Origin of the sequence: Luteococcus sp., assembly GCF_043424415.1 — a bacterium.
GTDB lineage: Bacteria > Actinomycetota > Actinomycetes > Propionibacteriales > Propionibacteriaceae > Luteococcus.
Genome location: NZ_JBHWOO010000068.1, coordinates 1 through 12818 on the forward strand (window position 1 = coordinate 1; position 12818 = coordinate 12818).

Below are 12818 nucleotides of genomic sequence, written 5' to 3' on the forward strand. Positions count from 1 at the left end.
CAGCGTGAATCGAGCTGACTGGCGCGCGCCCGCTGTGGAAGCATCAACCCAACGCCACAGCGTTCGACACCAGCAGGGTCCGACACCAGCAGGGTCCGACACCACGGGCACAGCACCTAGGAGTGACATGAGCAGCGACGACATCCGCGACGAGCGCCTGACCCACGACGAGCGCCTGAGCCACGACGACCGCATCGTCCACGAGGAGGGCGTGGCCCGCGACGACCGGCTGGCAGTCGAGGTCGACCACGACAGCTCCCACCTCCACGACCGCGCCGAGGTGGTCCAGGTCGACGAGCTCGACGGCAACGAGATCACCCTGCACGGCGAGCGACTCGTCGCAGAAGTGCACCCCCACGAGTGGGCGCGGGTGAAGGTGACCCGCCGCGTCGTCACCGAGGAGCGCACCATCACCGTGCCGGTGCGCCGCGAGGAACTGGTCATCGAGTACCCCGATGCCGTCCCGCAGGGCCACCCGAACACCATCAGGGGCTCCACCGACACCGTCGGCAGCCGCGTCGCCGAGACCTACGTGCTGCACCAGGAGGTGCCGCGCGTCGAGGTGGACACCGTGCCCTACGAGAAGGTGGAGTTGATGGTCGACACCCAGCGTTCGGTGGTCAGCTTCGACGGCACCGTCGCCCGTGAGCGCCTCGAGGTCGACGAGGACATGGCCGTCGAGCGCACCGACCTGCCGCGCGCCTGAGCCCAGCACGCCTGGCCCCATCACCCGGCCCAGCCCGGCACCTTCGGCCCACCGCCCCATCCTTCGGGAGCGGTGGGCCGAGCCCGTTGCAGCACCAGATCCCCGCCCCGGATGCCTAGACTCCGGCGCATGAGTACCGCCGCCACCGCCCCGCTGCCACAGTTCCGGCAGCCCTGGTGGCGACGGGTGCTGTCCCACACCTGGCGGATCGGGCTGTGCTACCTCCTCGGAGCCATCACCTGGCTGTACAGCTGGGAGACGGCCCGCGGACTGCCGGCGCCCAACATCGCCCACCTGTTCATGGCCACCGATGTCGCACTGATGCTGCTGGTGACCCCCCTCATCGTCCTGCGGCACTCCCGCACCCGTCTGATGATGGGTATCCTGCTGGCCGCCTACTGCCTGAGTTTCTCGCTGGGTCCGGCGCTGGCAGTGGGCATCCTCGCGATCGGCGCCCGTCGGCGCTGGATCGAAGTGATCCTCGTCGGGGCAGGCTCGATGGTGGCCGGGGTGGTCTCGGACCTGGTGCTGGGCCCCCATGCCGACGACGGGACGCCGCTGCTGCTCGGCTCGGTCTCGGACGTGGTGCTGCTGTTCACCTTCGAGCTGCTCTTCGTCGTCATCCTCACCGCGATCGGCTGGAACAGGGGAGCGCGGGCCGAGCTGGTCGCCTCCTGGCGCACCGCCGCCGAGCTGGCCCGGCGCGAGCAGAGCGCCCGCGTCGCCCAGGCGCAGACCGCCGAGCGGGCACGCATCGCCCGCGAGATGCACGACGTGCTCGCCCACAAGATCAGCCTGATCAGCCTCCACGCCGGGGTGCTGGAGATCAAGGACGACCTGACCCCCCAGGAGACCCGGCAGACCGCCGCGACGATCCGCGAGGCCAGCCACCAGGCCCTGGAGGAGCTGCGCGAGGTGCTGGGCGTGCTGCGCACCGAGCAGCACGAGGCGATCAGCCCACCCCAGCCCTCGCTGCTCGACGTCCCCACCCTGGTGGCCGCGGAGGAGTCGGCCGGGGCCAGCATCACCCTGCAGGTGCCCGACGAGTTCTGGCCCCGGGCCGGGGAGATCGGCCCCGCCACGGCCCGCCACGCGCACCGCATCATCCAGGAGGCGCTGACCAATGCCCGCAAGCACGCCAGCAGCCTGCCGGTGACGGTGCAGCTGGACGGTGACCCGGCCCGGGGACTGCTGATCAGCATCAGCAATCCGCTCGGCAACACGCCCAGCACCGTCCCCGGCGCGCAGATGGGCCTGGCCGGGCTGCAGGAACGGGCCGCCCTGGCCGGCGGTGAACTCCAGGCGACGCGCACCGACACCGACTTCGTGGTCCGCGCGCACCTGCCGTGGAATGCCAAGATGGGGTCATGACCGAGTCATCCACCAGCTCCACCCGACCCTTGCGCGTCATCATCGTCGACGACGACCCACTGGTGCGTGCGGGTCTGCGGCTGATGCTGCGCGGTCCCCGGATCGACGTTGTCGCCGAGCACGACGACGGACTGGGGGCCGCCGAGCTCGTCGCCAGGGAACAGGCCGACGTGGTGCTGATGGACATCCGGATGCCGCGGATGGACGGCATCGAGGCCACCCGCAAGGTGCTGGCCGCCCGCCCCGCGGCGCGGGTGCTGGTGCTGACCACCTTCGACGCCGACGAGCTGGTCGTCGAGGCCATCCGGGCCGGGGCTGCCGGCTTCGTCCTCAAGGACACCCCGCCCGACAAGATCATCGACGCGGTGCTGTCGGTCGCCGCGGGGGACCCTGCCCTGTCACCGACGGTGCTCTCCCAAGTGATGGACCGGGCCGCCGGCACCGGCCGCGACAACGGCCAGGCCCGCGACGCCCGCCGTCGCCTCGAGGCGCTCACCGCCCGCGAGCGTGAGGTGGCCGATGCGCTGGCCGACGGCCTGGCCAATGCCGAGATCGCCGCCCAGATGAAGCTTTCGCTGCCGACGGTCAAGGCCCACGTCTCCAGCATCCTGGCCAAGCTGGGTGCCGAGAACCGGGTGCAGGCCGCGCTGGTGGTGCACGACGCCCTGCGCTGACGCCCGCCCGACCGGGTCCGGCCCAGAGGGGCAGCCCAGACGGCTCCTGGCTGGCCCAGACGGCTCCTGGCTAGCCCAGACGGGACAGGTCGGCGGCACCGATCAGGCCCGCGTCATTGCCCAGGCTCGCCACCTCGACCCGCGGTTCGGGCCGGTGCCTGCGGGCCGTCAGTGACTGGCGGAAGGCGCGCTGGGCCGGGGCGCGCAGCAGGTCTCCCGTCTCGCTCACCCCGCCGGCCAGCACGAAGACCTCCGGGTCGAGCACGGCAGCCAGCACGGCCATGCCGCGCCCGATCCAGGTGCCCAGGGTGGTGAAGCAGTCCAGGGCGGCGACATCCCCCTCCTGCGCGGCCTGGGTGACGTGCAGGCCGGTGATCTCGCGCGGGTCGTCGTCGGCCAGCTCCAGCAGCCGCGCCCCCAGCCGTGCGTCCAGCCCGGCCAGCTCGCGGGCCTCCATCACCAGGGCACTGCCCGAGCCGTAGCGCTCCCAGCAGCCGCGCAGCCCACAGCCGCAACGCCGGCCGTCGGGCCGGATGATGAAGTGGCCCAGCTCCCCGGCGAAACCATTGGCGCCGCGCACCAGGCGGTCGTCGGTGATGATCGCGCCGCCGATGCCGGTGCCGATGGTCAGCACCAGCGCCGAGCGGGCATCGCGGGCGGCACCGAAGCGGCTCTCGGCCCAGCCGGCGGCATTGGCGTCGTTCTCCACCACGGTGGGAAGTCCGGTGGCCTGCTGCACCAGGTCCTGCAGCGGTTCGTCGCGCCAGGCCAGGTTGGGGGCGAAGATGACGCGGCTGCGGTCCTGGTCGACGAAGCCGGCGGCGCCGATGCCGATGGTGGTGGCGCCGTGCTCGTCGGCCAGTGAGCGGGCCATCGTGGAGATGACGCGGGCGATCTCGGCCGGGTCCCCGGCGGGGGTGGGTTCGCGCAGCTGGGCGACGATGCGACCCTGCTCGTCCACGACCCCGGCAGCGATCTTGGTCCCGCCGACGTCGACCCCGATGGCCAGTGACCCGATGGCCCGTGACCCGATGGCCAGTGACATGGTGCCCTTCCCCTCGCTCGGTGCCCGGCAGTCCGGACACAGCCAGCCTAGTGGAGCGGCACCGTCAGGCCCAGGCCCCCTGCCAGCCCGGATCACCCGGCAGCACCAGCCCGGTCTGGCGACGGGCCTGCTCGTGCACCCGCAGCACCTCCAGGGTGGTGCGCTGGAAGGGCTCGGCCAGCTGTGGGTCTGCGACCATGCGGGCGAAGGCGGACAGCACGTACGCCTGCTGCGACAGCCGCTTGTCCACCTCGAGCTCGACCACCTCGGCGCCGCGGTGCAGCCAGAGGTGGTGCGGGTCGTCGACCCGGTCGAGCACCAGCGACGCATCCTCGCCGGCCACCACGCTCGGCGCCGGATTGCTGGAGACCTTGGAGGCGGTGATGGTGCTGGTGAAGCCGTCGTGCTCGTTGAGCAGGGTGGTGGCGCCGTCGATCCCGTTCGACAGGGCGATGCTGGAGGCCTGGACCCTGGTCGGCGCGCCCAGCAGGTGCACCAGCACCGAGGTGCAGTAGACGCCCAGGTCCATCAGGGCACCGGCGCCCATCTCGGGACGGAAGATGTTCTCCACCACCCCGGCCAGGTAGTTGTCATAGCGCCGCGAACGCTGCGCCAGGTGCAGCTCCACCTGGCGGATCGGGCCCAGCTCGTCGAGGTGGCCGGTGATCGTCTGCCAGACCGGCTCGTGGAGGGCCCGCACCGATTCCAGCAGCACCAGGCCGCGCGCGTGCGCCAGCTCCACCAACTCGCCCCACTGCCCGGAGGTGACACAGGCCGACTTCTCCATCAGCACGTGCTTGCCGGCCTCCAGCAGGGTGCGCGCCTGCTGGTGGTGCAGCGCATTGGGGCTGGCGACGTAGACGGCATCGACGTCCCCGGCCGCGGCCAGCTCGTCGATCCCCTCCACGGCGCGGGCCCCCTGGGGCGAGCCCAACAGCTCGGCCCGGGCCCGGTCGCGGGAACAGGCCACCGTCCAGCTGACCCCCTCGGCCTGCTCCACGCCCGTGCCGAAGAGCTCCACGATGGAACTGGTGCCGATGCTGCCGAAACGGATCATGGTGCCTCCCGTGGTGCGCACCCGGCCACGGTGGCGGGGTGTGGCCGGGGCTCGCATCCACTCCTGGACGAGACTTCCCGTGCCCGCGGCGCCTGTCCTAGCCTAGGGCGAGCGGGCCTGTCGGGGGTGACGCGAGCGACGCGTCGCCAGGACGCGGAAAGGCAGGACGCCATGGCCCACGGGAACGGTCCACGCAGCACGAGGGCCCCGCGCACACTGCGCCTCACCCTCCAGGTGCTGGAACGCACCGCCCCGGCCCGGGCCGCCGTGCTCGCCGAGAAGCTGTGGTTCGCCGTCCCGCCGCTGGCCCCCACCTCCCGCGCCGCCCGCGTCACCCCCTCCGGAGGCGCCCCCTTCTTCCTGATGAGCGGCAGCAGCGAGATCAGCGGCCAGTCCTTCGGCCCCGAGAAGGGACCGCTGGCCCTGCTCGTGCACGGCTGGGGCGGCCACTGGCAGCAGCTGGCGGCCCACATCCCCGCACTGGTCGAGGCCGGCTACCGGGTGGTGGCCTGGGACGCCCCCAGCCACGGCCGCTCCACCCACTCCCACCTCGGCCAGGGGCGCAGCTCGGTGCTCGAGCTCACCCAGGCCCTGGTCGACGTCGTGGACCAGATGGGCACCCCCTCGCTGGTGCTGGCCCACTCCATCGCCGCCATGGCCACCCTACGGGCGATGCGGCAGCGCGACCTGGGCGGGCAGTTCGTCTTCTTCGCCCCCGACGTGCGGCTCGAACCCGCCCTGGACTGGTTCGCCGGTGCCGTCGGCATGGGGCCGCGCACCCGCGAACTGATGACCGGCAAGGTCCTCGACGACCTGGGCCTCGACCTCGCCGGCTTCGACTTGACCCGCGACGTGCGCCGCCTGGCCGAGCAGGACATGCTGCCCGGTCTGCTGGTGGTGCACGACCTCCTCGACCCCGATTCGCCCTTCGCCGAGGGGGAGCGGCTGTGCGAGCTGTGGCCCGGCGCCGAGCTGGTGCGCACCGAGGGCCTGGGGCATCGCGCCGTCATCTGGGACAAGGAGGTGGTGCAGAAGGTGGCCGAGCACATCGCCGCCCTGCCCGAACCGCGCCCCCGGGGCCCGCGCGGCCTGGGCTGACCATGCGGCCTGGGCTGATCATCGGCCGTCACGGCACACGGCCCACCCGGCGCCGGCCGGGCGGGGTTAGGCTCGGGGCATGGCATGCACGAAGAAGTCCCCCTGCCCCTGTTCCCGACTCACCGGCTCGACGAGCTGCCCCTGCCGCTCGGTGCCCAGCGCTGCCACGAGCGCCTTTGGCCTGGTCGGCGGCTTCGCCGTCGCCCGCTACACGAAGAATCGTCCGCTCGGCGGCGCCGTGCTGGCTGCCGCCGGCGTCTGCTCCGGCCTGAAGTGGAAGCAGCAGGGCGCCCCCACCACGGCCGCCCTCAGCGCCCTCTACCTGGCGGCCTTCGGCGGCTCCCACCCGCTGGCCAAGAAGATCGGCGCCTGGCCGAGCGTCTTCAGCGTCGCCGCCGTGACCGCCGCCGCCAGCTGGGCTCTGGTCGACCGCAAGGCCTGAGTCCGGCCGTCGCCGCGATCGCGCGACTCACGGAAAATCGGTTGCCGCCCCTGGTGTGCCCGTCGCAGACTGGTGCCACACAAGGAAGGAGGTGGTCCTGACCGATGAATGACCAAGGGACATGTGAGGTGGCTCGCGCCTGAGCGAGCCCGACCGGCAACGGGACGCGTGGCAATCCACACGAGCCACCGGAACCCGCGGGGCCAGGCCGTCGTCCAGCCTGGGGCACGAATGGTGCACCCCGCGGGTTTCTCCATGCCCGGGCGGCGGAGCCGGCGCCCCCCATCCACAAACCACATCGTGGAGAGCTCTCACTGCACATGCCGCAGTCAGGGCTGCTGTGGATGTTGTTTCTGGACGGGGCCCCCGGAACAAGTCGCAGGGCTGGCGCACCAGAGCCCGAGATCCCCGGCTCAGACCCCCGAAAGGTCCAACACGGCGGCGCGCAGCACGTCCAGACCGAGCCCGCCCAGGTCCAGGGCCGTGCGGTGGAAGTCCTTCAGGTCGAAGTCCTCACCGCGGGCGGCCTTCACCTCCTCGCGCAGCTCCAGCCACAGCCGCTCGCCCACCTTGTAGCTGGGTGCCTGGCCCGGCCAGCCCGCATAGCGGCTCAGCTCGAAGTCACAGCTGCCCTCGTCCATCAGGATGTGGTGCTTGAAGTAGCGCTCCATCTTGTCGAAGTCCCAGCGGCCGCCGCCCACCAGTTCCGGGGCCTCGAAGCCGGGCTCGTCGGCGCAGTGCAGGCCGATGTCGACCACCACGCGCACCGCCCGCAGCATCTGGGCATCCAGCAGGCCCATGAAGTCGCCCGGATCGTCCAGGAAGCCCAGGTCGGCCATCAGCCACTCCGAGTACAGCGCCCAGCCCTCGCCATGGCCGGACACCCAGCAGCCGTGACGGCGCCACGAGTTGAGCATCGCGCTGTTGAAGGAGGTCTGGCCGATTTGCAGGTGGTGGCCCGGGATGCCCTCGTGGTGCACCGTGGTGAGCTCACGCCAGGTGGTGAAGACCTCCACCCCGCTGGGCACCGACCACCACATGCGCCCGGGGCGGGAGAAGTCCTCGCTCGGGCCGGTGTAGTAGATGCCGCCGTCGCGGGTGGGGGCGATGCAGCACTCGATGCGGCGCATCGGCTCGGGGATGTCGAAGTGGGCGTCCATCGCCTCCACCGCGGCATCGGCACGCTGCTGCATCCAGCGCTGCAGCTCCTCGGTGCCGTGCAGCCGGTAGCGCTCGTCGGCATCCAGCAGCTCGACGGCCTCGCGCACACTGGCGCCCGGACGGATCCGCTCGGCGGTGGCCTGCTCCAGCTCCAGGATGCGCTGCACCTCCGCCAGTCCCCAGCGGTAGGTCTCCTGCAGGTCCACCTGCGTTCCGAGGAAGTTCTGCGAGCACAGGCGGTAGCGTTCGATGCCCACCCCGTCCTGCTCGATGGCCAGCGGGGCGAACTCACGGCGAAGACGCTCCGCCGCCTGGCGGAAGCCGCGCCGGGCCACCTCGATCGAGCGGGCCACGTCGCTGGCCACCTCGTCGGTCTGGCCGGCGGTGCGGGCGCGCAGCTGGTCCAGGAAGTCACCCTCGGCGGTCCACTGCTCCACGGCCGTGGCCAGCCCCTCCACCTGGCGGCGGGCGGGGCGGATGCCCATCTCGACGGCCAGGTGCTGCGAGATGAACCAGGTGACCACCGCGGTGGGCACTGCGCGCAGGCGGGCGGCGATGTCGTGCCAGTGCTCCGGGGTCTGGGTCGGCATCAGGTCGAAGCCCTCGCGGATGGCGTGCAGGCCCGAGGTGATCGTGTTGATGCTGGCCAGGTCGTGGCCGCGCTCGTGGCTGGCGATGGCCAGGCCCAGCCGCTCGCGCATCGCAGCGACGGTCACCTTGTCGGTGACGTCGACGCACTCGGCCTGCGCCAGGCGCGCCAGCGTCTCCCGGTTCAGCTCGTCGAGGGCCCCCATCCCGGCGGGGGAGAAGTCGTCCAGCTCGTCCTGCCGCTGCGGGCGGCCCAGCGCGGTCAGCGCCAGCGGGCTGAGCTGCACCGAGCGTTCGAAGTGGTCGTCGGCGATCTCGTCGATGGCGGTGCGGGGGCGCTGCGGCTGGCTCATGGGGCCAGCCTAGACACAGTCCGGCCAAGACTCCGAGCGGCTCGCGCCAAGCCGCCCACGTGCCCGTCCCAGCCCCAGAAAGAAATGGTGACGCTCCACCATGGTGCAGGACCATGCCCGTGCACTAGGTTGCCGAGAGGGCCCGCAGACGTGCCGCGGGCCACCCCACCCCCTGGAGGATCACACATGCAGCACAAGAGGATGGTGTCGGGGCTCGCAGCCACGGCACTGGCCGTGTCGGGCCTGTGCACCGTCGCACCCGCCCACGCCCAGGACCGCGACCTGGGACGGTTGTCGGACTACATCCGGCTCGCCGAGAACGACCACACCGGCCAGGTGGTCAAGAACCGCTGGCTGGTCAAGGTCGAAGGAGCTCCCGTCGTCGCGGGTGGCAGCACCACCGCAGCCACCAAGACGCAGAAGAAGGTGGTCGATGCCGCCAAGCGCAAGGGTGTGCGCCTGACGCAGCAGCGCAGCTTCTCGCGCACCTTCAACGGCATGGCCGTCACGATGGACGCCAAGCAGGCCCGCAAGCTCGCCGGCGTGGCCGGTGTCACCGGCATCTACCCCGTGGTCTCGGTGGGGCGTCCCGTCGAACCCGCCGGCACCAGCAAGCCCGCGATGGCCACCGCCGTCAACCTGACCGGTGCCGCCGTCGCCCGTGACGACCTCGGCCTGGACGGTGAAGGGATCAAGGTCGGCGTCATCGACTCCGGCATCGACATCGACCACCCCGACCTGGGCGGCAGCGGCACCAATGGCATGACCCGCTTCCCGACCAAGCGCGTCACTGTCGGCCACGACTTCGTCGGCGACGCCTACGACGCCGACGCGGACGGCTCGGTCCCGGTGCCCGACCCGGTTCCCGACGACTGCGGCGGCCACGGCACCCACGTCGCCGGCATCATCGGCGGCGACGGCAACCCGTCGGCCCAGGGCGTCAAGGGCGTCGCCCCGAAGGTGACCTTCGGTGCCTACCGCATCTTCGGCTGCGAGGGCAGCTCCAGCTCCGAGATCATCATGGCCGCCATGGAACGCGCCCAGGCCGACGGCATGGACGTGGTCAACATGAGCCTGGGCGCCTCCTTCATGACCTGGCGCGACTACCCGACCGCCGTCGCCGCCGACGCCCTGACCGACTCCGGCGTCACCGTCGTGGTGGCCGCCGGCAACTCCGGCGAGGACGGCAGCTTCTCCAGCGGCGCCCCCAGCGTCTCGAAGAAGGTCATCTCGGTGGCCAGCTTCGACAACACCCACGTCACCCGCCGGGCCTTCTCCGTCGGCGGCAAGGACTTCGGCTACCAGGACGCCGACGCAGTCCCGGTGCCGCGCCAGGGGACGATGGAGCTGGTCTCCCTCGGCGCTCCCGCAAGCCCCCAGGCCAAGGGCTGCCCGCCCTGGGACGAGACGATGAATGCCGCAGTCAAGGGCAAGGCGGTGCTCATCCAGCGCGGTGAGTGCAGCTTCCACGAGAAGTCCCTGGCCGCCCAGAAGGCCGGGGCCGTGGCCGTCATCCTCTACAACAACCAGCCCGGGTCCCTGACCCCCTCGACCAGGGGCGACGAACCGATCACCATCCCGGTGGTCATGCTCAGCCAGACCGACGGCGAGGCGCTGGTGGCCGCGGGCCAGGGCCAGACGCTGACGTGGACCGAGCGCACCGTCGCCAGCGAGGACCCCAATGCCGGACGCATCTCCAGCTTCTCCAGCTGGGGCATGACCGCCGACCTGGTCCTCAAGCCCGACCTGGGCGCTCCCGGCGGCAACATCTGGTCCACCTACCCGCTCGAGAAGGGGGCCTACAGCTCCCTGTCGGGCACCTCAATGGCCACCCCACACGTGGCCGGTGCCGTCGCGCAGCTGATGCAGGCGCGGCCCGAGCTGAAGGGCCGCCCGCGGCAGGTGCAGACGCTGCTGCAGAACACCGCCGACCACGACGCCCTGTTCGCCCTGGCACCCGACCTGGGCCTGAAGGAGTCGGTGCTGCGCCAGGGTGCCGGCATGATCCAGGTGGATCGCGCCGTGGGCACGCTGCAGCGCATCAGCCCCTCGTCGGTCAGCCTGGGCGAGCAGCGGGCCAAGCCCGTCACCACGATCCTGACGCTGCGCAACCAGTCCCCGCGTCCTGCCGTCTACCAGCTCTCGCACGAGGGCTCGGTGGGGGCCGTGGGCACCAGTGACCCGCAGTTCGACGTGCACGAGGCGACGGTGACCATGCCCAAGCGCGTGGTCGTCCCGCCCCGCGGCACCGCAGCGGTGAAGGTGACGATCGGCGCCCCGGCCGATGCCCCCAATGGCTACCTCTACGGTGGCTGGATCACGGCGAAGTCGGCCACCGGCACCACGCTGTCGGTGCCCTATGCCGGCATGGCCGGTGACTACCAGCGAGTCGACGTGCTCAATGCCCCCGACGGCACCCAGCCCTGCCTGGGCACCCTGGTGGACAAGAAGCCGCAGTGCGTCGATGGCACCGAGCTGTCCTACTCGATGAAGGAGGGCGACCGTCCGATGGCGGTCTTCCGCCTGGAGTACCCCACCGAGCGCTTCGAGATCCTGGTGCACCGCGCCACTCCCGACGGTGGCAAGGGCGAGCTGCTGGGCACGGTGATGCAGGCCGACAAGAACGGGCGTGAGCCCGGCCCCCTGCACGTGGAGTGGGACGGCACCTACCTGACCACCGATGCCACCTCCTACCTGGCGCGGGCCTCGAAGGGTGACTACGTCTTCGAACTGCGCGCGCTGAGGGCTCTGGGCAAGGCCGAGGTCGCCGCCGACTGGCAGACCTGGACCAGCCCGGCCTTCACCGCCCGGTTCGACGACGGTGCCAAGGCCGACCCGGCCACCAACCCGGTCGACCCGATGATGATGGAGCGTGCCCGCTCCTGAGCCATCAGCGTGGGCCGGCTGACAGGAGCCCACTGGTTCAACAGGGCCCCATCCGCACGGGTGGGGCCCTGTCCTCGTCGTGCGGGCGACCCGGATCCGGGCGTGCCACTGGCCGGGGGTGGGGCGGTGGGGGAGCGTCGGCACTGGGTAGAGTGCAAGGGCCAGATTGAATGCTTGACCAGACCCCCAGGAGGTCCCCATGCTCGACTACGTCGTGGTCGGAGCTGGCCTTGCCGGCCTTGTCGCCGCCACCCGTCTCGCCGAGGCCGGACGCGATGTCGTCGTCCTGGAGGCCCGTGACCGTGTGGGCGGCCGGCTGGAGAACGTCACCGTCGAGGGGGCCGTGCTCGAGATGGGTGGGCAGTGGATCTCGCCGAGCCACGAGCGGATGCGCGAACTGGTCGACGACATGCAGCTCAAGCTGCTCGACCCCGCAGAGGGGGCCGGCGTGGTGCGGGTGGCCGGGCTCTCGCGCACGGTGCCCACCAGCAGCGACATCGAGGACCACCTGTCGCCCTTCGAGATGGCCGACCTGGGCCAGGGGCTGATGCGTTTCCGTCGCCTGGCCGAGCGCGTCGCCAAGGATGCTGCCTGGCGCGATGCCAACGACAAGTGGCTGGCCCAGACGATCGAGACCTGGGGCCAGACGAACCTGCGCACCCCCGGCGCGCGGGTCTGGTTCGAGAAGCTCTACGAGAGCGCCACCGGCCGCACCAGCGGCGAGGTGCCCCTCAACGAGGCCCTGCGCAGCGTCAACGACGGACTGGACCTGGAGGCCCTGGTCTCGGCCAATGGCGGTCTTCGCCAGCAGCGCGTGGCCGGCGGCATCGTGCAGGTCTGTGACCGGCTGGCCGAGTCCCTGGGCGCGCGGGTGCGCCTGTCCAGCCCGGTGCGGCGCCTGGTTCAGGCCAAGGACCACGTCGAGCTGACCCTGGCCGATGGCTCCACCGTCCAGGCCGGCGAGGTGGTCCTCACCCTGCCGCCGCGCCTGGTGCAGAAGCTGGACATCCAGCCCGCCCTGCCGCAGTGGCGGGCTGAGGCCACCGAGCAGATCCCGGCCGGCAATGTGATCAAGGCCGCGCTGGTCTACGAGACGCCATGGTGGCGTCGCGCGGGCCTGTCGGGTCAGCTGGGCTCCGACGCCGGCGCGATGCGCGTGATCATGGACAATTCCGACGATGCCGACGGCCACGGCGTGCTGATGGGCTTCTTCGAGGGTGGCGAGGCCTCGGGCATGAGCCGTCGCTCCGGTTTCCTGCGCCAGCGGGCCATGGAGGAGACGGTCAAGGCCGCCTTCGGCGACGAGCACCCCGCCGCGATCGGCTACGTGGACCGCGACTGGACCGGCGAGGAGTTCACCGGCGGCTGCCACGGCGCCCACTTCGCGCCCGGTGTGTGGGGCGTCAACGGCCCGACGCTGGCCGCCTCGGAGGGCCG

10 protein-coding genes are annotated in these 12818 nt (G+C 71.6%); 7 read left to right on the forward strand and 3 right to left on the reverse strand.

From position 1 onward, the window contains the following. The first annotated feature begins 127 nt into the window (after positions 1–127). The 3 genes from ACHFFZ_RS03840 (at position 128) to ACHFFZ_RS03850 (ending at position 2751) form a co-directional block, all read left to right on the forward strand. A complete protein-coding gene (locus ACHFFZ_RS03840; RefSeq protein WP_394275344.1) occupies positions 128–706 on the forward strand; it encodes a DUF2382 domain-containing protein in 579 nt (192 codons plus the stop codon). A 129-nt stretch (positions 707–835) separates the two neighbouring features. Next, a complete protein-coding gene (locus ACHFFZ_RS03845) occupies positions 836–2077 on the forward strand; it encodes a sensor histidine kinase (RefSeq protein WP_394275345.1) in 1242 nt (413 codons plus the stop codon). After that, the gene (locus tag ACHFFZ_RS03850) at positions 2074–2751 is read left to right on the forward strand and encodes a response regulator (protein WP_394275346.1); all 678 of its coding nucleotides are present in this window, start codon (positions 2074–2076) and stop codon (positions 2749–2751) included. The genes ACHFFZ_RS03845 and ACHFFZ_RS03850 overlap by 4 nt, the downstream gene beginning before the upstream one ends. Positions 2752–2821: 70 nt before the next feature. Here the strand turns inward: ACHFFZ_RS03850 and ACHFFZ_RS03855 are convergent, their stop codons facing one another. Together ACHFFZ_RS03855 and ACHFFZ_RS03860 are read right to left on the reverse strand one after the other, a co-directional pair. Then, positions 2822–3796, reverse strand: a complete 975-nt coding sequence (locus ACHFFZ_RS03855) for an ROK family glucokinase (RefSeq protein ID WP_394275347.1) — start codon at positions 3794–3796, stop codon at positions 2822–2824. Positions 3797–3860: 64 nt separating this feature from the next. Continuing rightward, positions 3861–4874, reverse strand: a complete 1014-nt coding sequence (locus ACHFFZ_RS03860) for a Gfo/Idh/MocA family protein (RefSeq protein WP_394275348.1) — start codon at positions 4872–4874, stop codon at positions 3861–3863. Positions 4875–5024: 150 nt separating this feature from the next. Between ACHFFZ_RS03860 and ACHFFZ_RS03865 the strand changes: the two genes are divergently transcribed. Together ACHFFZ_RS03865 and ACHFFZ_RS03870 are read left to right on the forward strand one after the other, a co-directional pair. Beyond that, a complete protein-coding gene (locus ACHFFZ_RS03865) occupies positions 5025–5951 on the forward strand; it encodes an alpha/beta hydrolase (protein WP_394275349.1) in 927 nt (308 codons plus the stop codon). A 79-nt stretch (positions 5952–6030) separates the two neighbouring features. Next, a complete protein-coding gene (locus tag ACHFFZ_RS03870; protein WP_394275350.1) occupies positions 6031–6393 on the forward strand; it encodes a hypothetical protein in 363 nt (120 codons plus the stop codon). A gap of 413 nt (positions 6394–6806) precedes the next feature. Here ACHFFZ_RS03870 and ACHFFZ_RS03875 read toward each other — a convergent pair whose 3' ends face one another. Then, positions 6807–8495 (reverse strand): DUF885 domain-containing protein, encoded by a 1689-nt coding sequence (locus tag ACHFFZ_RS03875; protein WP_394275351.1) that lies wholly within the window; start codon positions 8493–8495, stop codon positions 6807–6809. Between the two features lie 186 nt (positions 8496–8681). Here ACHFFZ_RS03875 and ACHFFZ_RS03880 point away from each other — a divergent pair, with 186 nt between their 5' ends. After that, entirely contained in the window at positions 8682–11381 is a 2700-nt protein-coding gene (locus tag ACHFFZ_RS03880; protein WP_394275352.1) for a S8 family serine peptidase, read from the forward strand. Positions 11382–11580: 199 nt separating this feature from the next. Further along, positions 11581–12818, forward strand: a 1238-nt coding sequence (locus tag ACHFFZ_RS03885) for a flavin monoamine oxidase family protein (RefSeq protein WP_394275353.1), incomplete at its 3' end; no start/stop codon positions are given.